Annotated in this window: 25 protein-coding genes; 9 read left to right on the top strand and 16 right to left on the bottom strand. The window is 43.1% G+C overall.

The window, feature by feature from the left end:
- Positions 1-31 precede the first annotated feature (31 nt).
- Positions 32-781, top strand: coding sequence for a hydrogen peroxide-dependent heme synthase (gene hemQ, locus HNR41_RS09265; protein ID WP_184283968.1), 750 nt, complete (start codon positions 32-34; stop codon positions 779-781).
- A 402-nt stretch (positions 782-1,183) separates the two neighbouring features.
- Complete coding sequence (locus tag HNR41_RS09260) at positions 1,184-1,906, top strand: MBL fold metallo-hydrolase (protein WP_184283966.1); 723 nt, start codon at positions 1,184-1,186, stop codon at positions 1,904-1,906.
- A 42-nt stretch (positions 1,907-1,948) separates the two neighbouring features.
- Here the strand turns inward: HNR41_RS09260 and HNR41_RS09255 are convergent, their stop codons facing one another.
- The 11 genes from HNR41_RS09255 to HNR41_RS09205 form a co-directional block, all read right to left on the bottom strand.
- Positions 1,949-2,146, bottom strand: a complete 198-nt coding sequence (locus tag HNR41_RS09255) for a PLDc N-terminal domain-containing protein (RefSeq protein ID WP_184283964.1) — start codon at positions 2,144-2,146, stop codon at positions 1,949-1,951.
- Positions 2,147-2,278: 132 nt separating this feature from the next.
- Complete coding sequence (locus tag HNR41_RS09250; protein ID WP_229714990.1) at positions 2,279-3,250, bottom strand: acyltransferase family protein; 972 nt, start codon at positions 3,248-3,250, stop codon at positions 2,279-2,281.
- Between the two features lie 132 nt (positions 3,251-3,382).
- The gene (locus HNR41_RS09245) at positions 3,383-4,138 is read right to left on the bottom strand and encodes a YczE/YyaS/YitT family protein (protein WP_229714995.1); all 756 of its coding nucleotides are present in this window, start codon (positions 4,136-4,138) and stop codon (positions 3,383-3,385) included.
- Between the two features lie 120 nt (positions 4,139-4,258).
- Entirely contained in the window at positions 4,259-4,927 is a 669-nt protein-coding gene (locus tag HNR41_RS09240) for a hypothetical protein (RefSeq protein ID WP_184283960.1), read from the bottom strand.
- Positions 4,928-4,940: 13 nt separating this feature from the next.
- Entirely contained in the window at positions 4,941-5,564 is a 624-nt protein-coding gene (locus HNR41_RS09235) for a hypothetical protein (RefSeq protein ID WP_184283958.1), read from the bottom strand.
- A 4-nt stretch (positions 5,565-5,568) separates the two neighbouring features.
- A complete protein-coding gene (locus HNR41_RS09230) occupies positions 5,569-6,447 on the bottom strand; it encodes an ATP-binding cassette domain-containing protein (protein ID WP_184283956.1) in 879 nt (292 codons plus the stop codon).
- Positions 6,447-6,818 (bottom strand): GntR family transcriptional regulator, encoded by a 372-nt coding sequence (locus HNR41_RS09225; protein WP_184283954.1) that lies wholly within the window; start codon positions 6,816-6,818, stop codon positions 6,447-6,449. The genes HNR41_RS09230 and HNR41_RS09225 overlap by 1 nt, the downstream gene beginning before the upstream one ends.
- A 258-nt stretch (positions 6,819-7,076) precedes the next feature.
- Positions 7,077-7,442 carry a DUF423 domain-containing protein gene (locus tag HNR41_RS09220; protein WP_184283952.1) on the bottom strand — a complete coding sequence of 122 codons (366 nt, stop codon included), beginning with the start codon at positions 7,440-7,442 and terminating at the stop codon, positions 7,077-7,079.
- 18 nt (positions 7,443-7,460) lie between these two features.
- On the bottom strand, positions 7,461-7,727 hold the full coding sequence (locus tag HNR41_RS09215; protein ID WP_184283950.1) for a DUF423 domain-containing protein: 267 nt from the start codon (positions 7,725-7,727) through the stop codon (positions 7,461-7,463).
- Positions 7,728-7,742: 15 nt separating this feature from the next.
- Positions 7,743-7,985 (bottom strand): hypothetical protein, encoded by a 243-nt coding sequence (locus tag HNR41_RS09210; RefSeq protein WP_184283948.1) that lies wholly within the window; start codon positions 7,983-7,985, stop codon positions 7,743-7,745.
- Entirely contained in the window at positions 7,978-8,643 is a 666-nt protein-coding gene (locus tag HNR41_RS09205; RefSeq protein ID WP_184283946.1) for a uracil-DNA glycosylase, read from the bottom strand. Before HNR41_RS09205 ends, HNR41_RS09210 begins: the two co-directional genes overlap by 8 nt.
- 120 nt (positions 8,644-8,763) lie before the next feature.
- Here HNR41_RS09205 and thiD point away from each other — a divergent pair, with 120 nt between their 5' ends.
- From thiD to folE2, 4 genes are all read left to right on the top strand, one after another.
- Positions 8,764-9,597 carry a bifunctional hydroxymethylpyrimidine kinase/phosphomethylpyrimidine kinase gene (gene thiD / locus HNR41_RS09200; RefSeq protein ID WP_184283944.1) on the top strand — a complete coding sequence of 278 codons (834 nt, stop codon included), beginning with the start codon at positions 8,764-8,766 and terminating at the stop codon, positions 9,595-9,597.
- Between the two features lie 68 nt (positions 9,598-9,665).
- Positions 9,666-10,028: a DUF1806 family protein gene (locus HNR41_RS09195; protein WP_184284314.1), complete on the top strand. Its 363-nt coding sequence runs from the start codon at positions 9,666-9,668 to the stop codon at positions 10,026-10,028.
- Between the two features lie 11 nt (positions 10,029-10,039).
- Positions 10,040-10,714, top strand: a complete 675-nt coding sequence (gene bshB2 / locus HNR41_RS09190; RefSeq protein WP_184283941.1) for a bacillithiol biosynthesis deacetylase BshB2 — start codon at positions 10,040-10,042, stop codon at positions 10,712-10,714.
- 12 nt (positions 10,715-10,726) lie between these two features.
- A complete protein-coding gene (gene folE2, locus HNR41_RS09185) occupies positions 10,727-11,605 on the top strand; it encodes a GTP cyclohydrolase FolE2 (protein ID WP_184283939.1) in 879 nt (292 codons plus the stop codon).
- Positions 11,606-11,934: 329 nt separating this feature from the next.
- On the opposite strand, the gene HNR41_RS09180 is transcribed toward folE2, so the two are convergent.
- The 5 genes from HNR41_RS09180 to HNR41_RS09160 all read right to left on the bottom strand — a co-directional run bounded on the left by HNR41_RS09180 (position 11,935) and on the right by HNR41_RS09160 (position 16,587).
- The gene (locus HNR41_RS09180; RefSeq protein WP_221432916.1) at positions 11,935-13,008 is read right to left on the bottom strand and encodes a nuclease-related domain-containing protein; all 1,074 of its coding nucleotides are present in this window, start codon (positions 13,006-13,008) and stop codon (positions 11,935-11,937) included.
- A gap of 187 nt (positions 13,009-13,195) precedes the next feature.
- Positions 13,196-13,678 (bottom strand): tRNA adenosine(34) deaminase TadA, encoded by a 483-nt coding sequence (gene tadA / locus HNR41_RS09175; RefSeq protein ID WP_184283935.1) that lies wholly within the window; start codon positions 13,676-13,678, stop codon positions 13,196-13,198.
- Positions 13,671-14,372: an HAD family hydrolase gene (locus HNR41_RS09170; protein WP_184283933.1), complete on the bottom strand. Its 702-nt coding sequence runs from the start codon at positions 14,370-14,372 to the stop codon at positions 13,671-13,673. The genes tadA and HNR41_RS09170 overlap by 8 nt, the downstream gene beginning before the upstream one ends.
- Before the next feature lie 35 nt (positions 14,373-14,407).
- A complete protein-coding gene (locus HNR41_RS09165) occupies positions 14,408-15,364 on the bottom strand; it encodes an NAD-dependent epimerase/dehydratase family protein (protein ID WP_184283931.1) in 957 nt (318 codons plus the stop codon).
- Between the two features lie 32 nt (positions 15,365-15,396).
- Positions 15,397-16,587, bottom strand: a complete 1,191-nt coding sequence (locus HNR41_RS09160) for a glycine C-acetyltransferase (protein ID WP_184283929.1) — start codon at positions 16,585-16,587, stop codon at positions 15,397-15,399.
- A 163-nt stretch (positions 16,588-16,750) separates the two neighbouring features.
- Here HNR41_RS09160 and HNR41_RS09155 point away from each other — a divergent pair, with 163 nt between their 5' ends.
- The 3 genes from HNR41_RS09155 to HNR41_RS09145 are packed head-to-tail and all read left to right on the top strand — an operon-like array spanning position 16,751 to position 20,288.
- Entirely contained in the window at positions 16,751-17,938 is a 1,188-nt protein-coding gene (locus HNR41_RS09155; protein ID WP_184283927.1) for an amidohydrolase, read from the top strand.
- Positions 17,929-19,116, top strand: coding sequence for an amidohydrolase (locus HNR41_RS09150; RefSeq protein WP_184283925.1), 1,188 nt, complete (start codon positions 17,929-17,931; stop codon positions 19,114-19,116). Before HNR41_RS09155 ends, HNR41_RS09150 begins: the two co-directional genes overlap by 10 nt.
- Complete coding sequence (locus HNR41_RS09145) at positions 19,116-20,288, top strand: M20 metallopeptidase family protein (protein ID WP_184283922.1); 1,173 nt, start codon at positions 19,116-19,118, stop codon at positions 20,286-20,288. The genes HNR41_RS09150 and HNR41_RS09145 overlap by 1 nt, the downstream gene beginning before the upstream one ends.
- Positions 20,289-20,301: the final 13 nt, after the last annotated feature.

Here is a 20,301-nt window from a genome sequence, read left to right as displayed (position 1 = left end):
AAGTAATGACTTAATTAAGGAGAGAGTTTAAATGAGTGAACCGGTAAGTACTATAGATGGCTGGTACAGTTTACACCTGCTTTACAGCGTGGACTGGGCAGGTTTACGTGTGCTGGGCAAAGATGAAAGAAATGCGCTGACAGATGAACTTCAGGCATTTTTAAACAGACAGGAAGAAGTGCATGAAAAACACGAAGGTGACTATGCATTTTACAACATCATGGGACATAAAGCAGATATTATTATGTGGCTGCTTCGCCCGACTGCGGACGAACTGATTAAGCTTGAGCTTGAAATTAATAAGCTCAGAATCGCGGACTACTTAATTCCGACGTACTCTTACGTATCAATTATCGAGATGAGCAGCTATTTAGGCGGAAACAAAACGCCTGAAGAGATGATGCAGATTCCTCATATTCAGCAGAGATTATATCCTTCCCTGGAAAAATCTAAATACATCTGTTTCTACCCGATGGATAAAAAACGCGACCTCGATGACAACTGGTACATGCTGCCTATGGACGAACGCAAGCAGTTAATGCGCGACCACGGCATGATCGGCCGCAAATATGCAGGCAAAATCAAGCAGTACATCACAGGCTCACAAGGCTTGGACAAATACGAATGGGCAGTCACATTATTATCAGATGATATGCTCGAATTCAAAAAGATTATCTACGAAATGAGATTCGACGAAACAAGTGCACGCTACGGCGTCTTCGGCGACTTCTACGTCGGCGGACACATTCCGAACGACGCAATCGCGGACTACTTCGGATAAATCTTATATTGGAAGGCGGTTCCCTCGAGGGAATCGTCTTTTTTTGCGGGTGGGCTGGTTGAGTCCGATGAGCTCCGCTCATACGACTGCAATGTTGTCTTCTCACCTGCCGCACCACCGTTAAAGGCTCTTTCCCATGTGTTTTTCTAACCAGTTGGTTTTACGATGTGAGATAATGGTTATATATAACTATCTATCATTTAGGAGGTAAACTTATGGGACGTTTACTCAGACGTGCGGCAATTTTTATCGCACCAATTATTATAAATAAAGTTGTACAGAAATTTCTTCACAAAGATGACAAATCTTCTTCGAAGGGCAAGAAAAGAAAATAAGACAAGATAAAAACCACCTAACTCATGTTAAGTGGTTTTCTGTCTGTCTATATAAAGGATGATGACTATGCTCGCCCAAATATCACCGCACGTTTACATACTGCCGTTCGACAGTCAACGCGACCGTCCGAATCTCGGTTACATACACGGCGAAAAATTCAGCTTGCTCGTCGATACAGGCAATTCAAAAGCGCATCTGAACAGGATGTTGAAAGCAATTAAAGATGCGAACCTTCCCGCGCCGGCAATCGCGCTGATCACTCACTGGCACTGGGATCACACATTCGGCATGCACGCTTTCTCAGGCACAACGGTGACGCATACTAAAACCAATGAAATTCTCAACGGTCTCACAAAATGGAAATGGACGCCGGAAGCAATGAACGAACGTCTTAAAACCGGTGAGGAATGCGAATTCTGCGACACGCATATTAAAATTGAATACGACGATATTACAGAAATTAAAGTCGTTCGTGCAGACATTGAATTCGACGGCAATTTAACTATTAATCCCGGCAACGTTACAGTTGAGGTCACTCCAATCGCAAACCCGCATTCTGATGACGGTGCAGTCGTGTATATTAAAGAAGATAAAGTACTCTTCGCCGGCGATGCCGACACGGGTGACTTTTACGAACTGGACAGCGGTTATGATGCGGACAAATTTTATGATTACGTTACAAGTGTCGACAAAATCCCGTACGAAACTTATATCCACGGGCATCTTGCCCCGATGACGCGCACAGAAGTTTCGGCGCTCCGTAAAAAAATTGAAACTGAGGAACTGTAAAAACAGAAACCCTTGCGGATCTCTGCATCATCATTTTTACATTTACTTGCGTTCCAGCACGAAATACAGGACAGGCCCGACAATATTAAAAACAACTACGATTATTATCCACGCTGCTCTGTTTAAATATTTAAAACGCCGCTGCCGGGCAATCATCGTTAACGCGGAAACCATTAACAGCAGCTGCAGAATTATTAACGGAATTAGAAATGGCATCAGTTCACTAACATTTATGTTCATGTTAATCCCCCATTACCGTTATTTAATTATGTAAAATATCTTATTAATATCTATTACCCGTTCATGACAGGAAAATACATAAAATGAAAAAGTGCAGGAGCCATTCAGGCTCCCGCACCGATTTTCCCACCATTATTTTTTCCATTTCAATTCAACAAGCGGCCGCGTGAGCGCCACTGCCGGTCTGCTCGACAGCACTATGACCACCAGTGCCGACAGCAGCACGAACCAGAACGTTTCATACCAATGGTTATACCACAGTATTTCAAACTCCCTGAACGGCTGAATGATAAATCCGTGCAGCAGATAAACGTATAACGTCTTCTCGCCCATTTTTGTCAGCCAGCCGAAATCGCCGGACGGAATTAACGCTATCATGCTGATGATTAAGAGCGCCGCCAGAATATAAATAATGAGGCGCATCAGCCCGCCGCTGATTTCCGCTTCAAGACGTCTGTACGCAACTGCACCGGACAGCCAGCCTGTATCGAGCGTTACGTCTACGTTGATAAAGAGATAAATAAATGTAAACAGCGCCATCATAAATATAATACCTGCGATACTTAAGCTCCTGGTCTTTATCAGCTTCACATGCTCTTTCGTCATAAAGTAACCCGCTAAAAAGAACGGAAAGAATGCGAACGTGCGTGACAGGCTGAGGCCGTATGAAGACAGGTCGACGTAGCCGACAGCCAGGCCGATAAATACCGCTGCGAGGATGCTCGCCACTGCCGGAATTCGTTTAAAAAGTACGAGCAGGATGTGCCAGCAGAACAGACTGACTAAAAACCACATTGCCCATTGCGGGTGCAGGATGCCTGTGTACCATTCCTCACGTCCGAGCAGGAAATACAGCACGGTGTACAGTCCCTGGAATATTAAATACGGCAGCAGCAGTTTTTTAGCGAGATTTAAAATGTACTTCGGTTCACCGATGCCTTTGGCGAAAAAGCCTGCCAGCATTATAAACATTGGCATATGGAATATATATATAAATGCATAAATCGAGTTGATCAGCTGTGAATCAGACGCAAACGGCTGAATCATATGACCAAACACTACGAGAAAAATTAAAATTAATCTCGCATTATCAAAAAACGGCATACGGTTCATGATAAGCTTCCTTTCACTTTTTATTTTCTGTATTTCGTAATATGTTATTAAACATTTTATCAGAATGAAAGTAAAAGCCTGTTTGCATAAAAAAAGAATCTCAAATGAGATTCCTTCTGTCTGCTATGGGGCTGTTGGATTTTCAAAAGGCTCTGGCAATTCTTCTTCGAATTCCGTATCGTTTCCAGGCTCTGCAGTTTCTATTACTTCTTCTGCGATTGCTTTACGCTGTCCCGACCAGTCTATTAAATGATGCTGATATTCCTTCATCATCCAGCCGGTAATTTTTCCGATAAAATACGCCGCAATTAATGTGCCTATACCTATTGAGCCGAGTGACTGAATAAAGATAATACAGATGAGACCTGCTGCAGCAACGTTCAACAAGTCACTCGTAATTTTAGCTTTGCTGAACTGCATATTGAACTTTTCACTGATTACGTGTGTTAATTCATCATATGGCATCAACGGGAATTTTGCGCTGAAATAACCGAGCAGTCCTGTTGAAACAACAAATAAACTGATTACTAAAAATGCACTGCGCATAATCCATGTTTCAGGTGCCGGCAATATTTGTACGAGGAATAATGTAAAATCCATCATAAAACCAAAAAGGAAAGTAATCATCAGCTGAACGATTGCTTCTCTTAAATTAAATTTTTTGCTTAAAATGATTTGAAGAGTAATAAACAGAATGTTCGCCGCTATCGTCATCAGACCGATAGAGATTCCCGCAGAAAGTGTGAATGCATAAGCTAATGAGGAAACAGGCGATACGCCAAGATTTGCCTGAATAGAAAAACTGACTCCGAGAGAAAGAAAAAACAAACCTGAAATGTATAAGATTAAACGTTTAGCAGTAATATTTATGTGGTCTATAGTTATCCTTCCTTTCAAAAAAAGCCTCTGTATATAACTATACGCCTCTTTGTTCATCATTTGTTGAAGAGTGCTTTTCATACAGAAAAAGAACCTCACCCGAGTGAGATTCTTTTATCATTATCCGAATTTTACCGGTATATTTTTAACGACTGCATATGCAATCCAGTTGTATATCACTATCAGCAGCAGCATTAATGCGAATCCCAGATAGACGGTCATATTGCCGATTGCACCAAAATAGTTCAGCAGGTCTTCATTAAATAACAGCAGCATTATTGCCGTGATTCCCGCTAAAACAGACAGCATGCCACGCCAGAAACCTCTGTAGAAAGAAGCGGCAATCAGCACTCCAGCCGCCCAGAACAGCAGTCCGCTTAAGAAGTGGAATATCACATATTCAAAGTTGGTTAAATAACGCAGATCTTCCACGAGCAGATAATCCCCTCTGAATGGTGTAAATGACAGTCCGAATGAGATTACAGCAACTACCGCTGTTACAAACACCGCTGTCACCAGTCCCGTAATCATCATTGATTTATAAAATGTCTTTCTCGAAACTCCCATGTTCACTGCCCATTCAGTAAACATCAGCGTGGTAATAATTGCGAGCACGAGCAGATATGTTCGGTTCGCCGTCATCCCGAAACCGAAAAATGATGCCATCCCATCAGTTGAAAAAATATTCGAGATAATATAGACTATCAGCAGAATTCCGATATACCAGAGCGACCATACCGGAAATATACTCGTAAAAATTTTCGTCATATCTTTTAATTTAGCAGTCATAGTATCACTCCTTTTAAATTTTAATATACGCTGCCGTAACTGTACGGAAAGCGAGATAACCAAATATAAGTGCTGCAGCACCGGCGCTCAGGAAGTACAGACCCGGATTGTTTAACAGCATATCCGTAAAACTCATATAGCCTGTAAACCCACCCAGTACTATGCTTACTAATGTTCCAAACCATCCATTAATTCTGAAACTGAAATATATCGTAAGTCCTACATAGTAAAACAGCAATGCTGCGACAAATGCAGATGCGTTTAGAAGTATCATATTTTCAATATACTCACTTGTTAAGATTTGTCCTGCCAGTGCCGGAACTTTGTTCAGTATCCAGCCGAATACATTTATTAATAACAGTGAATACAAACTGATCATGACAATAGACAATGTGCTGTCTTTAAAAAAAGTTTTCCGCGACATTCCCCGCGCGACATATTTCTTAAGCGTAATTACAGCAATCAGACCGGATATCAGCGTCGCAATTTTTAGCGAACTGAAGAATCCCTGATAATAAATATCTCCTGTATCATCACTGAAATAAATACTCACACCGAGAAACACTGTCATCGCCAGCACAGCAATAAAAATCCACAGCATAAATTTCTTTATCGTTTTTTTATTACGGGCAATCATTTAATCACTTCCCGTCTTTCTGTTTATCCGTCAGACTGATGAACATCTCCTGAAGTTTCAACGGCGAAATATCCAGATGCTCATCTGCTGCGATATCCATTTCTTCCGGTGTGACTCTGCCAAGCACCGTATCAATCTGGAGCGCTCCCAGGAATTTTACGTTAATCACATTTTTATTTTCCGTAAATGCTCTGACTCTTTCCGCTTTACCGGCAACAGTATAACCCTTCTCAAGCAGTTCATACGTCGGTTCATGAAGCAGAACCTGTCCTTTATGAATCATAATAATGTCATCGAATAAGTGCTCCATTTCCGAAATAATGTGCGTCGAAAGGATAATAATACGTTCCTCGCGGTTTGCCGCTTCAAGCACTTCGCTGTAAAACAGTTCGCGCGTCGGTGCATCCATGCCGTTCGTCACTTCATCAAAAATCGTTACTTTCGACAGTGATGCGAGACCAAGCGTTGCTGTTACAGCCGCCTGCTGCCCCTGGGACAGTGCGCTGTATGCTTTGCCGGTATCGATATCGAATTTATCAAGCAGGCGGTACGCATACTCTTTATCAAAATCATTGCGGAAAATCATGCCGGATTCAATATATTCCGTTACCTTATCATTTTCTGCCGACGTATCTTTCGGGTTATACAGGAAGTTGATGTGCTGCATTACGTCATCCTGCTCATATACTTTTTTACCATCCAGGGTAATATTGCCGGCGTTCACTTTTCTGTACGATGCAATCAGCGACAGCAGTGAAGTTTTCCCCGCACCGTTACGTCCCAGCAGCCCGTAAATTTTCCCCGGCTCAAGCTCAAGGCTGATATCCGTCAGTATCGTGTCTTTTTTAATTTTTAAATCTACATTTTCTATTTTTAAAGTCATTATTTGTCACTCCCGTTTACATTAATCATTTTTTGTATATCACTTTCTGTTAAATCGAGTTTTCTCGCTTCTTCAAGCATCGGTTTCAGGTATTCTTCAACAAACCCTTCTCTTCTCGCTGCCAGCAGTGTGTTCCGTGCACCTTCTTCCACGAACATTCCTACACCTCTTTTTTTGTATAATACGCCTTCTTCCACAAGTTCTGTAACACCTTTTGAAACAGTTATATGATTCACTTTAAAATACGTGACGATTTCATTGGTCGACGGTACTTTATCGTGTTCGACAAGCGTTTCATCAATAATCTGATCCGCCAGCCAATCTCTGATTTGTTCATAAATCGGCTTTTTCTCATTCAGCAGATTCGACACATCGCATCCTCCCATCCTTAACCTGTAATCTATTTATATTTTCCTTCTTTAGTCACCTGGTTATATATCTATGTATATAACTATATAACCTTTGGCGTAATTTGTAAACATTTTTGTGTGATTTAATTTAAATTGAGTGGGTTGAAGAGGTGATAAACGTTGCGGATTCCTATGAGCGCGGTTCATAGAACTTCCAACACCCACCCTTCCCCAAAAATAAAAAAACCGGGACAAAATGTCCCGGCTCCAAGTTCAATACTATAGTTTTGCGATTCCAATAATAACAAGTGTCCAGCTGATCAGGAACATAACGCCGCCGATTGGTGTAACTGCACCAAGAATTGAAATCCCTGTGAATGCCAGCACCATCAGTGATCCTGTGAAGAACACAATCCCCGCTGTCATGAACCATCCTGCAGCGACTAAGAATTGTGCGCCTGTTACCTGGATTAAAATTCCGATAGCGATAAGTCCAAGTGCATGGTAAAACTGGTATTTAACTGCGGTTTCCCATATGTCTAAATAGTGCTCGCTCAGCTTTCCTTCAAGTGCGTGCGCACCGAATGCACCGCATGCCACGGCGATAAATGCGTTTATCGCACCGATTATAACGAATAATTTCATCGAATGAATCCTCCTGTTTTACTCTCTGTTTTTAATAAATATAAGATACAGCGAACTTGAGTACATAACCAGACTGAAGATCAGCAGCCACCCGCCGATTTTCAATATCTGCACCTGCGGTACATATAACAGTCCTGCAACAATCAGCAGCAGCGAGATATATCTGATGTACTTCAATGCTTTCTGCCACAGCTGCTGATTATGTTCTTTCAATTTTTCTTTATATCTGCCGAGTACAAAAGTAAGTATAAAAAACAATATACCGGTGACGATAAATACCATCATGACGTGTAACCTCCGTTAAAAATCAAAAATATCTCTGCCGTTACCGTCATCATCCTCGTCTGTCGCCGGTTTAGCAACAGGTGCACGGCGTATTGTCACATTATCTTCTAATTTCGCCGCGGGTTCCGGATGTTTATCGTCGGAAGCTGTCAGCAGGCCAAGCAGCTTCTCCATCGCATAAGCATGCTTTTCCACATCGTCGCCCGCTTCTATATAGTTCAATTCCTTCTGTAATTCTGCTGCAATACGCTTATTCATTCTGTTCACTCCAGTCAATTGCACCGCGTCCGACCGACTCCAGATAGTCGTTCGTCTGGCTGAACGGTTTTGAGCCGAAGAATCCTCTGTAAGAAGATAAAGGGCTCGGGTGCACTGATGTAATTATTTTATGCTTGTCTGTGTCGATTAATTTAATTTTCTGCTGTGCGGGTTTGCCCCATAAAATAAAGACCACATGTTCCAGTTCGTCAGAAATCGTGCGGATGACGTCATCCGTAAACTGCTCCCAGCCAAGTCCACGGTGCGAGTTTGCATCACCTGCGTCCACTGTCAGCACTGTATTTAACAGCAGCACACCTTCACGCGCCCAATCCGATAAATTACCCGTTGTCCTGACAATTCCAAGGTCGCTTTCCAGTTCTTTATATATATTGCGGAGTGACGGCGGTATTTTAACACCTTTGTTTACCGAAAACGCAAGTCCATGTGACTGGCCTTTGCCGTGATACGGGTCCTGCCCGAGAACTACAGCTTTAATACCGTTGAACGGCGTTAATTCAAATGCCGTGTACACCTGTTCTTCTGGCGGATACACTTCCCCGTTTCTGTAGCGTTCATTTAACGTCTGTCTCATCGTCGTAAAATCATGATTATTTGTAATACTGCGGAAGATCTCTTCCCAGTTTAATTCAGCCATTTATTAACGCACCTCCATACTAAAATTTCATTATATCATCGTTGTAAGCAATGCTCTAGAATTACACGGCTAATTATAGTAAAATGACAATATCTATCAGTAGAATTAGGGGGCAATATAATGGCACTTGCAAAAACGTTAACAATAGCCGGTACCGACGTTAGCGGCGGCGCTGGAATCGCAGCAGATTTAAAGGCTTTTCAGGAACACGAAACTTACGGTTTCAGTGTTTTAACAACAGTAGTATCAATGGAGCCGTCAACTTGGTCTCACCGTGTGAGCCCAATCCCAATAGAAGATGTTAAAAATCAGCTCGAGACAGCATTATCTTTAAATCCCGATGTAATTAAAACGGGGATGCTGCCTTCAGAAGAAGTTGTAGAACTTTCGAAGGAAGCATTTTTAAATTCAAATGCCAAGCATTTCGTCGTCGATCCTGTAATGGTTTGTAAAGGTGACGATGAAGTTCTGAACCCCGGTCTTGTGGAATCAATGATCGAGAATCTGATTCCGAATGCAACGGTCGTTACACCGAACCTGGTTGAAGCGGGCCACTTAGCGGGTGTTAAAACGCCCCGTACACTCGAAGAAATCAAAGAAGCGGCTAAATTAATTCACGCTAAGGGTGCAAACTACGTTGTCGTTAAAGGTGGTACAGGAATCGAAGGAGATTCGGCAATCGACGTATTTTACGACGGCAGTGAACTTCACCTGCTTGAATCTAAAAAATTCGATACTGCATTTAACCACGGTGCAGGATGTACTTTTGCAGCATCAATCGCAGCTAACCTTGCGAACGGAAAAGAGCCGCTTGAAGCAGTTCAGCTGGCAAAAGCATTCGTTACAAGCGCTATTAAAAACGGATGGCAGATGAATGAACACGTCGGTGTTGTAAGACACGGCGCGTACAATTCAGTGGAAAAAATCGAAGTTGTAGATAAAGTATTGAACTAAGAGATAGCTTGCTATCTCTTTTAATGTGTCACCGATATTATGATTATAGGAGTTTGCTATTCATGGAAATGAAGAAAATAGTGAAACAGGATGTCCAGAAAATCTTAACAACTTACGAAAATACACCGGTCTACTTACATGTTGAAATTACGAGCGGCATGTATGCGAGCCATCTGGATGGCAATGTCTTTAACGCAGGAACATTCCTCCGTAACATTCAGGTGGAGTTCATTCAGGCGACAATCCGCGGCGGGAACCGTTCGAAAGAATACCGTGTCGGATTAAAGCTCGACAACGGCGGCTGGGTTTACGTTCTCGGTTTAACGCATTATATCGAGGGCGAAAACGGGGAGTTTATCATGCACGGTTTTAATACCGACGGAAAACTCGCTTCAGCACTTGAAATTTCAACGAAACCATTCTTTAAGTAGGAGGAAATCACATGGATTTTTCACAGGAAAATCACGTACTTGTTGTTTTCCCGCACCCCGATGATGAAGCATTCGGAGTCAGCGGAACAATAATGAAATACAGAGATGCGGGAGTGCCTGTTACATATGCATGTCTGACGTTCGGCGATATGGGCCGCAATCTGGGCTATCCGCCATTTGCAACACGCGAGTCACTGCACTCTGTCCGTAAAGCCGAAGTCGAAGAGTCAGCGCGTATTATGGGCCTTGACGATCTCCGCCTGCTCGGATTCCGGGACAAAACACTCGAATTCGAAGAACATGGTAAACTTAGAGGCGTAATTACCGATATGATTGAAGAACTTTCGCCATCACGTATTATTACATTCTATCCCGGCTATTCAGTACACCCGGATCATGAGGCGACTGCAGACGCTGTCCTGGAAGCACTTGAAGAGATGCCGCAGGATAAACGTCCGGCACTTCAGCTTGTTGCATTTGATAATCGTACTTTTGATGACCTTGGCGAACCCGATATCGTAATTGATATTGACGGCTATACAGAACGGAAACTGGATGTCATGGCAGCTCATCGTTCACAGACAGGTAAACTGCTCGAAGATCTTGCTTCAGATACACAGCAGGGCGACGATGCACGTAACCGCTGGATGAGATACGAGAACTTTTACAGTTACGAAATTGATTAAGGAGCATTGTAAATGGAAGAATTTGACTTAACGACGCGAGAAGGTCGTTTTAAATATTTTGGTTCCGTAGATCCTGTTGAAGGTACTAAACCAAAAAATAAAGAAGATATGGCAGATTTACAAAACTCACGTAAAGACTTTCTTTTTGAAGTCGACTCTGTCGGCATTAATAATTTAACTTATCCTGTAATTATCGGTGATTTCCAGTCAGTCGGAAACTTTGAGCTGGCAACCAGTCTTGAAAAAGATGAAAAAGGCATTAATATGAGCCGCTTAATTGAATCACTGGAAACTGTAAACAGAGGTGGTGTTCCACTTAACTTTGAAACAATCAAAGAACTGCTTACAAGACTCCGTGACCGCATGAAACAGAATTCAGCAGAACTTACTGTCGACGGTAAATGGTTCTTTAACAAACCATCACCAGGCACAGGTCTTGATGCGATTGCTAACGCAGACGTTATCTACTCAGCTGAATTCGACGGTGAGAAATTCACACGTAAACAATTCGGTATGACAGCACAGGTGACTACACTCTGCCCATGCTCGAAAGAAATCAGTGAATACAGTGCACACAACCAGCGAGGCAACGTTAAAGTGTTAATCGACATCGATGACAGCGTTGAACTCCCTGCAACTTATAAAGAAGACTTATATGAAGTGCTGGAAATTAATGCATCAAGCCAGCTCTACCCGATTCTAAAACGCACAGATGAGAAAATGGTGACAGAACGCGCATACGAAAATCCGCGTTTCGTTGAAGACCTTATCCGTCTTGTAGCATACGACTTAGTTGAGCTGGACTGGGTTAAAGGCTTCGAGCTTGAATGCCGCAACGAAGAAAGCATTCACCAGCACGACGCATTCAGCAGACTGAGATATCAGAAATAAATAGATAATAGATAGATAGTGAAGACCGAAACATTTGAGTTTCGGTCTTTTTTGGTTGGGTTGCCGGGTTGGAAGTTCTATGAAAGGCGCTCATGGAACTTCTAAACGCCGCGGATCTCTATGAAAGGCGCTCATGGAACTTCTAAACGCCGCGGATTCCTATGAAAGGTGCTCATAGAACTTCTAAACGATTCGGATTCCTATGAAAGGTGCTCATTGAACTTCCAAGCGATGCGGATCTCTATGAAAGGCGCTCATTGAACTTCCAAGCGATGCGGATCTCTATGAAAGGCGCTCATTGAACTTCCTAACCCATTTACGCACAATTTTTATCTATTCGTCACTAATTTATCTTTATAGCGCTGAGTTTTCCGATGAAGCTCCAGCGCTTCCTCTAAATCCTGATATTTCAAAGTATAAGTCGTATAATTTCCTTTTCTATTTATGTGACAGTACTTTTGGAAAGCACGGTAAATTGTACTTCTGTTAATTTCATCGTTAATCAGATAAGTAAGGGAACTCTGAGTCATTGGCTGGTTATAAAATAAATATTTATAGTTATGCATTGCACGCAACAAATGTGAATCTGAGCTTTCAACCGTCTCACATTCTGCACAACAAAACTGGAATCGTTTTTTTATCAGATTAAAGCTGCCGCATTCACCGCAATATAAACCGCGTCGCAATTGGTTAATATCTGCTGTTTCTTTAAAGTAGGTATTCTCAACTACGGCGTTACGTATGAGATTAGCTATACTTTTTGCTTTGTTTCCCAGATATTCATTATAAAACTGACGGAGATAGTTTCTCAGGTGGTTGCGCACAATAGTTTCCTGCCAAATTCGCTGATCTTCGGAAGAAAGCCTCAAGTCATCACTGGTAAATACCAGTGCCGCTTCCACTTTCACATGCAGCTCAGCCTCATCCATCAGATTCATCAGTTTCCCTTTCGCTCTGTCCAGCTGAGCAAAAGCATTATCATTGATATCTTTATTATTTCTAAACCATCTGTTATTTTCATACCGGTAATCCCCTGTATAATTTTTAATTTCATTAATAACGACTCTATTTTCAGAAATAATTATCGTATCATACTGGGTATCTGTATTACCTGTTTTCAGATAAACATCTCTAATTACATAAATATTGTCATGGCCTGCTTCATCTAAAATTTGATCGTACTGACATTCACCTTCATATCCTCTTTGAATTTTCTCCTTTTCGTACTTTTCCTGGCGGCTGAGTTCTTTTCTAAATGACAACGCATTGTAATATAAAAGTTCCAGCGGCATTCTTCTTTTATTTAAGTACATCCAATTTCCTCCTTTAAAATAAAAAGTACCTCTTACTCTATATATAGGCGAAAAGTACGTTTTTCTTTTAAAAAAGTCATGTTTAATCAATTTTCGTAAAACTGCTGATGATACTGCAGAAAGTCACTGACTTTTGGATTTTTTTGGATTCTTATAAATACCGTTTCTTACTATTTTCTATATAAATGTTATTACTTCCCTGGTATATTTAAAGATTGAACAGCAATTAAATTACGACAATTTCAAATAAAATAAAAAAACTCCCCCGGCCCGTTCATCACGGTCCCGGCTGGGAGTTTTTTTTCTGTTTAGCTTTTAATCTTAAATTTTTAAAGAAAGCTTTCAGCATCGCACTGCATTCTTCCTGCAGCACTCCGCTCACAACTTCGGCCCGGTGGTTAAACCGAGGCTCGTCCAGCAGATTCATCAGACTGTCCACCGTTCCCCCTTTAGGGTCCGGCGCGCCGTATACTACTAATGGTACCCGCGACATTATTATCGCGCCGGAGCACATGACACATGGCTCGAGCGTGACATATAATGTACAGTCTTCCAGCCGGAATGACCCGACTGCTTCTGAGGCTGCCTGAATAGCGAGCAGTTCTGCATGTGTTGTGGGATTCTGTGATGTTTCCCGCAGATTGTGTGCACGGCTGATAATTTTTCCGTCTTTTACAACGACTGCCCCGATTGGCACTTCGCCGAGTGCTTCTGCTTTTTTCGCTTCTTCAATTGCCGCTCTCATATATACTTCATGCATCGAGAATAAACTTCCCGTCTGCATCGTATAAATCTTTAATACTGTCGACAATCCGGTCCGCACCAGCAAGGTGCTCGCGCTGTCCTGTACCGCTCAGCACTCCGATTGTATAGAGCCCTTCATCGTAACCAAGCAGTGTATCGGCAGCATTGTCGCCGATCATTACAAGTTCCTCAATCGGATACTCGTGTTTGTCGATAAAGTCCTTAATAAAACCGAACTGCGGTTTATGATAGTCGTTGTCGTCGCCGCATATCACATCGAATATGTACGGTTCGAGCTCAAATTTCTCGATAAATCTTAAAGTCGAGTCTCTGCTGTCGCTCGTGACAATCACGTTTTTATAACCGTTAGTTAAACCGTGTTCGAGCACAGTTTTAACGCCGTCAATTAATACCATATCGTCAGCAAGCATCTGGAGATTGGATTCGTAAAATTCTTTCGCCCATTCTCCGCCGCCTTCTCTGAACGATTCAAAAACTTTGTGAATATCGCTGCCGGTTCCGGAGGCAATCGTCGAGTTCGCTTTAATCTCCCCATCGATATAGCCCAGTTTCCCGGCCACTTCCGATTTTATGTTTTGAGCATCAAAATCTTCTGCGAATTCATCAATGCACTTTTTGGCATACGGTGTCCACAGCTTATGAAAATTTAACAGTGTCCCATCCTTATCGTATAAAAGTATACGGTTCATTCGTCACCCTCCACGAACCGGACGGGACCTTGTTATTAAATCCCGGCCCGGTTTTTGCTCTGTATCGCTTCTATCATTGTATCAGTCATTTTATCCAAATCAAAAGATGCCTTGAAGCCCCACTGGCGTTTCGCTTCAGATGCGTCGATGCTGTCCGGCCAGCTTTCGGCAATACCCTGTCTGACAGGATCAACATCGTAATTTAATTCGAATTCCGGATAGTGACGGCGGATTGATGCTGCCACCATTTCCGGCTCAAGACTGATGTTCGTTACATTAAATGCGTTGCGGTTTTCAAGCTTGCTGCCGTCCGCTTCCATTAAGTCGATAATCGCCTGAATCGCGTCATCCATATACATCATATCCATAAATGTATCTTTACCGATAAATGATGTGTACTTGCCGTTTTTCACCGCTTCAAAGTAAATTTCCACAGCGTAATCCGTCGTACCGCCGCCGGGCTCTCTCACGTGTGAAATAAGTCCCGGGAAACGCACGCCGCGAGTATCCACGCCGAATTTCTCAAAGTAGTAATCACACAGCAGTTCTCCCGATACTTTGTTGACGCCGTACATTGTTGTCGGGCGCTGAATCGTCGTCTGCGGTGTATTTACTTTCGGTGTTTCCGGACCGAACGCACCGATGGAACTTGGCGTGAAGAATTGCAGATTAAGTTTACGCGCTGTTTCCAGTGCGTTAACCAGCCCGCCCATATTAATGTTCCATGCAAGCATTGGATCTTTTTCACATGTCGCACTTAACAGCGCTGCCAGATGCATAATTGTATCTGCTTTAAATTCACGTGCAGTGTGTTCCATCGCTTCGAAATCCGTAACATCCAGTATTTCGAAAGCTTTGCCCTCAAGCGGTGAATCCACAGGTTCTTTAATATCTGTCGGCAGAACATTGTCCTCACCGTAAATTTCTCTTAATTTAACGGTTAACTCTGTTCCAATCTGGCCGAGCGCCCCTGTAACTATAATTCGTTCCATGATTGTTTCCCCTTATTCGAAAAGTTTATGTTTTAGCTGATAATTCCCATTTCACGGCCGACTTTTGCGTAAATTTCAAGCGCTTTGTCGAGCATTTCTTTCGTGTGTGCCGCTGTCGGCATGTTTCTTACGCGACCCGTACCTTTTGGCACTGTCGGGAAGACGATTGACTTCGCATAAACGCCCTCTTCTTTAAGACGTTTCGAGAATTCCTGTGCTTTCTTCTCGTCACCGATAATACAAGGTGTAATCGGAGTTTCTGAATTACCAATTTCAAAGCCTAAATCTTTTAAGCCGGCTTTCAGATAATCACCGTTCTCCCATAACTTATCATGCAGCTCAGTTGAAGCCATTAAAGTTTTAACCGCTTCAGTAATCGCTTTCGTATCTCCCGGTGTTAATGAAGTTGAGAACAGGAACGGTCGTGCCGCTACTTTCAGGTAATCAATTAAATCCTGAGATCCGGCAACGTATCCGCCGACAACTCCGATTGCTTTCGATAAAGTACCCATCTGCAGGTCGATTTCTTTTTCCAGGCCGAAGTGCTTAACTGTGCCGGCTCCTTTGCCCATTACGCCTGATCCGTGCGCGTCATCGACATAAGTAATTAAGTCGAATTCTTTAGCAATCTCAACGATTTCTGGAAGTTTTGCAACGTCCCCGTCCATCGAGAATACACCGTCTGTGATGTACATTACTTTTTTATAAAGTCCTGATTCCACCGCTTCTTTCGCTTTCCGGCGGAGATCGTCCATATCCGAATGATTTACGCGGATAATTTTAGCTTTTGATAAACGGCATCCGTCGATAATTGATGCGTGGTTTAACTCATCCGATAAAATCGCATCTTCTTTGTTCATTACCGCCTGGATTGCCGCCATATTACAGTTGAATCCTGACTGGAATGCAACCGCTGCTTCAGTACCCTTGAATTCTGCAAGTGTATCTTCAAGCTCTACGTGCAGATCGAGCGTACCGTTGATTGTACGTACCGCACCTGCACCTACACCATGAGTTTTAATCGCTTCGATCGCTGCTTCTTTCAGTTTTTCATCTGTTGCAAGACCTAAATAGTTATTCGATGATAAGTTAATTAAGCTCTTGCCTGCCACCGTAATTTCAGGACCGTTTGCACCTTCTACTACATCTATTTCATTGTATAAGCCGTTGTCCTTCAAATACTCTAAATTCGATTGTAAATACTGTTCTAATTTTTGTGACATATACGTCCCCTCCTTACCTAACATTTTAGCATATCTAAGCGCTTTCTTAGAGCGATAACAAATAGTTTATATTGTTGTAATTTTCTAACTTTTAAGCGGTTTATATTTTAAAGTTCCCCCGGCTCTGATAATATGAATAGAAAACAGTTATGGAGGTTCAATCATGAGCATTAAAGATATCGCATCATCAAAGCTTCCCGAGATGGTTACAAACAGAAGACATATGCATATGCATCCGGAAGTATCATTTAAAGAGAAAGAAACATACCAGTTTATTTTAGGTAAGCTCGAGCAGCATCCTGAACTGAACATTCGTGAAAACGTCGGTGTAAACGATGAAAACGAAGGTGCCGGTATCGTTGCTTCTATCGGATCGGGCAGTCCGCACATTGCTGTCCGCGCTGATTTTGACGCACTCCCTATTCAGGACCAGAAAGATGTGCCTTATAAATCGCAAAATCCGGGTGCTATGCATGCCTGCGGGCACGATGGTCATACGAGCACCCTTTTAGCGCTCGTGGACACTGTAGTGGCTAATAAAGACAATTTAAGCGGCACTGTGTCGTTTATCTTCCAGTACGGCGAAGAAGTACAGCCGGGCGGCGCAAAATCCATGGTTGATGATAATGTTCTTGACGGTATCGATAAAGTTTACGGCCAGCATTACTGGAGCCAGTTCGAGACGCACGAAGTCCAGACTAAACCCGGTGCAATGATTGCAAGTCCGGACGGATTCTACATTACGCTGCAGGGCTCTGGCGGCCACGCTGCGTACCCGGATCTGACAGTTGATCCGATTGTCGTTGCAGCAGAACTGATTACGAATCTTCAGACAGCAGTATCGCGGCAGATTTCACCGATTGACAACGCAGTGGTTACTGTCGGCAGTGTCAACGGCGGAGATGCATTCAACGTCATCCCCGATACGGTTAGAATTACCGGTACTGTCCGTACATTCAAACAGGAAGTAAAAGAAAAAATTTATGAAATCTTTAAAAACGAAGTGGAATACACTACTAAAAAACGCGGTGCAACTGCCGATATGAAGTACAATTTCGGCTATCCCGCTGTTATAAATCACGAAACAGAAGCACAGATCATTGAAGATGCAGCCAAAGAACTCGGTCTGCCGTTTAAAGAAGCAGATCCTTTAATGATCGGCGAAGATTTCTCGTATTATATTTTAGATAAACCCGGCGCGTTCTTCTACACGGGTACAGGAAACGAAGACAAAAAAACGACTCCTGCGCACCATACCGATATGTTTGATATCGACGAAGATGCAATGGAAACAGCACTGATGATGTTCATGAAAATTCTGGAAAAAGAATCGGTGATCAAATGGACGTAACAACAATTGAAAAAGCAGTTAATCAGCAGTTTGGCGAAATGGTTCAGCTCCGGAGACACCTTCACATGTATCCGGAATTGTCGTTTCAGGAAATTCATACTCCTGCTTACATCGCAGATTATCTGCGCAGTCTCGATATCGACGTGCGTGAAGGCATCGGCGGACGCGGTGTAGTCGGCAGCCTGATTGTCGATAAATCGCTTCCTACTGTAGCGTTAAGAGCTGATTTCGATGCACTGCCTATCCAGGATTTGAAAGATACACCGTATAAATCAACAGTGCCCGGTGTCATGCATGCCTGCGGGCACGATGCACATACGGCAATCGTCCTGACTGCCGCTAAAATTTTAAGCGGAATGAAAGACGAACTGAAAGGCAATATCGTCTTCATTCACCAGCACGCGGAAGAAGTTGATCCCGGCGGTGCGATTCAGATGATTGCAGACGGCTGCCTCGACGGTGTCGATGCCATATTCGGCCAGCATGTATCAACGTCGCTCGACGTCGGAAAAATAGGATACAAGTACGGCACGGCGACAGGTATTCCTGATGACTTTACTATTAAAATAAAAGGGCGCGGCGGACATGCTTCACGTCCCCACGACACAATCGATCCCGTCGCAGCCGGTATTGCACTCTGCAACCAGCTGCAGTACGCAGTAACGAGACGCACGAACGCAATGGATTCAGTCGTGCTGTCGATTACGATGTTCAATGCGGGCAATCAGCATAACGTTATACCGGATGAAGTGACAATCGGCGGAACAATCCGCTCATTTAATCATGAAATGCAGGAAACGATGATTAAAGAACTTAACCGGACACTTGAAGGACTGGTCAGAACGACCGGTGTATCATTCGATCTCGACTATATGAAAGGTTATCCGCCTGTAGTCAATGACGATGAAATGACGGACATTGTACTTGAAAGTGCAGAGAGAATTTCCACAGTCAACGAAACTATCAGACTGGAACCGGATCTCGGCGGAGAAGACTTCTCTTATTATTTGCAGCGGGTCCCCGGTACATTCTTTTATACAGGTGTCAGAAACTCAAGCTTTAAAGCAGATTTCCCTCACCACCACGCTCATTTCGATATTGATGAAAAGGGTATGGTTAATGCAGTGAGCGTTATGCTGGAATCTGTATTTACGTATTTAGAAAAGGAGTCCCGATAATGGATATAAAACAAGTAATAAATGACCACTACGATTCAATGGTGGAACTTCGAAGATATATGCATCAGCATCCTGAAATCTCTTTCCAGGAAATGAATACGAAAAAATGGATTTATGACCAGATAAAAGATCTCGGTCTCGATATCAGACAGGATGTCGGCGGCAACGGCATCGTTGCACGTCTTCATGTGAACGGCGACTTCGAAACTGTGGCACTCCGCGCAGACTTTGATGCACTGCCGATTCACGACGAGAAAGATGTGCCTTATAAATCTAAAACACCCGGCGTTATGCATGCATGCGGTCACGATGCGCATACAGCCATGCTCATTACGATGGCTAAAATTTTAACAGCACACAAAGAAGAACTGCCGGTCAACGTTGTATTCCTTCACCAGCACGCAGAAGAGCTGCTCCCGGGCGGTGCTAAAGCAATGATTGAAGACGGTGCGCTCGACGATGTCGATTATGTATTCGGGACTCATGTTTCCACTAAATTCCCGGTTGGTACGATTAAATATAACTACGATACGATGTACGCTAATGCAGATTCATTTAAAATTACGGTACGCGGACTTGGCGGACACGGTGCAACACCGCAGGTCACTCACGATCCGATCATTGCTTCAGCATCGCTGATTCAGCAAGTACAGACGATTGTGTCGCGATCCGTCAGCCCTCTGGACTCTGCGGTCGTAACTATCGGCGCGTACAATGCCGGTACGGTATTCAACGTTATACCGGGTACAGCAGAAATTAAAGGAACGTTCAGAACCTACACGCCGGAAGTAAGGGAAATTGCAGCGAAACGGCTCGAACAGATCTGTCTCGGTATCAGCGCAAGTTTCAACGTCAATGCAGACCTTGAAATTATGTACGGTTATCCGTCGATGAAAAACGATCACGCCCTCCTCGACTACGTTGTGGATAACGTGAGAGAAGGTGCAGCGTTCGTGTCAGGTGTTGAAGAAGTCGGTCCCGCAATGGGCGGCGAAGATTTCTCCTACTTCATCCAGGAAAAACCGGGATGCTACTTTTACACAGGTGTACATAACAGCGAGAAGAATGCAGATATACCGCATCACCATCCTTTGTTCGATATCGACGAAGACGGTATGAAGACAGGTGTCGAAACACTCCTGAAAGCAGTTTTAAATTTCGATAAAAGATAACATCAAAATAAAA

The sequence above is a fragment of the Jeotgalicoccus coquinae genome (assembly GCF_014207425.1).
In the GTDB taxonomy this organism is placed as follows: domain Bacteria; phylum Bacillota; class Bacilli; order Staphylococcales; family Salinicoccaceae; genus Jeotgalicoccus; species Jeotgalicoccus coquinae.
Note: the sequence above shows the minus strand (reverse complement) of the source record. Positions and strands in the feature narration are given on the sequence as shown.

What these genes read in the sequence shown, in the direction of transcription:
- HNR41_RS09255 (WP_184283964.1), bottom strand. Translation starts at nt 2,146, where the DNA reads ATGAACATAAATGTTAGTGAACTGATGCCATTTCTAATTCCGTTAATA.
- bshB2 (WP_184283941.1), top strand. Translation starts at nt 10,040, where the DNA reads ATGGATTTTTCACAGGAAAATCACGTACTTGTTGTTTTCCCGCACCCC.
- folE2 (WP_184283939.1), top strand. Translation starts at nt 10,727, where the DNA reads ATGGAAGAATTTGACTTAACGACGCGAGAAGGTCGTTTTAAATATTTT.
- tadA (WP_184283935.1), bottom strand. Translation starts at nt 13,678, where the DNA reads ATGCATGAAGTATATATGAGAGCGGCAATTGAAGAAGCGAAAAAAGCA.
- HNR41_RS09250 (WP_229714990.1), bottom strand. Translation starts at nt 3,250, where the DNA reads ATGCCGTTTTTTGATAATGCGAGATTAATTTTAATTTTTCTCGTAGTG.
- HNR41_RS09240 (WP_184283960.1), bottom strand. Translation starts at nt 4,927, where the DNA reads ATGACTGCTAAATTAAAAGATATGACGAAAATTTTTACGAGTATATTT.
- HNR41_RS09220 (WP_184283952.1), bottom strand. Translation starts at nt 7,442, where the DNA reads ATGAAATTATTCGTTATAATCGGTGCGATAAACGCATTTATCGCCGTG.
- hemQ (WP_184283968.1), top strand. Translation starts at nt 32, where the DNA reads ATGAGTGAACCGGTAAGTACTATAGATGGCTGGTACAGTTTACACCTG.
- HNR41_RS09160 (WP_184283929.1), bottom strand. Translation starts at nt 16,587, where the DNA reads ATGTCACAAAAATTAGAACAGTATTTACAATCGAATTTAGAGTATTTG.
- thiD (WP_184283944.1), top strand. Translation starts at nt 8,764, where the DNA reads ATGGCACTTGCAAAAACGTTAACAATAGCCGGTACCGACGTTAGCGGC.
- HNR41_RS09170 (WP_184283933.1), bottom strand. Translation starts at nt 14,372, where the DNA reads ATGAACCGTATACTTTTATACGATAAGGATGGGACACTGTTAAATTTT.
- HNR41_RS09210 (WP_184283948.1), bottom strand. Translation starts at nt 7,985, where the DNA reads ATGAATAAGCGTATTGCAGCAGAATTACAGAAGGAATTGAACTATATA.
- HNR41_RS09215 (WP_184283950.1), bottom strand. Translation starts at nt 7,727, where the DNA reads ATGATGGTATTTATCGTCACCGGTATATTGTTTTTTATACTTACTTTT.
- HNR41_RS09150 (WP_184283925.1), top strand. Translation starts at nt 17,929, where the DNA reads ATGGACGTAACAACAATTGAAAAAGCAGTTAATCAGCAGTTTGGCGAA.
- HNR41_RS09155 (WP_184283927.1), top strand. Translation starts at nt 16,751, where the DNA reads ATGAGCATTAAAGATATCGCATCATCAAAGCTTCCCGAGATGGTTACA.
- HNR41_RS09145 (WP_184283922.1), top strand. Translation starts at nt 19,116, where the DNA reads ATGGATATAAAACAAGTAATAAATGACCACTACGATTCAATGGTGGAA.
- HNR41_RS09195 (WP_184284314.1), top strand. Translation starts at nt 9,666, where the DNA reads ATGAAGAAAATAGTGAAACAGGATGTCCAGAAAATCTTAACAACTTAC.
- HNR41_RS09235 (WP_184283958.1), bottom strand. Translation starts at nt 5,564, where the DNA reads ATGATTGCCCGTAATAAAAAAACGATAAAGAAATTTATGCTGTGGATT.
- HNR41_RS09230 (WP_184283956.1), bottom strand. Translation starts at nt 6,447, where the DNA reads ATGACTTTAAAAATAGAAAATGTAGATTTAAAAATTAAAAAAGACACG.
- HNR41_RS09205 (WP_184283946.1), bottom strand. Translation starts at nt 8,643, where the DNA reads ATGGCTGAATTAAACTGGGAAGAGATCTTCCGCAGTATTACAAATAAT.
- HNR41_RS09165 (WP_184283931.1), bottom strand. Translation starts at nt 15,364, where the DNA reads ATGGAACGAATTATAGTTACAGGGGCGCTCGGCCAGATTGGAACAGAG.
- HNR41_RS09260 (WP_184283966.1), top strand. Translation starts at nt 1,184, where the DNA reads ATGCTCGCCCAAATATCACCGCACGTTTACATACTGCCGTTCGACAGT.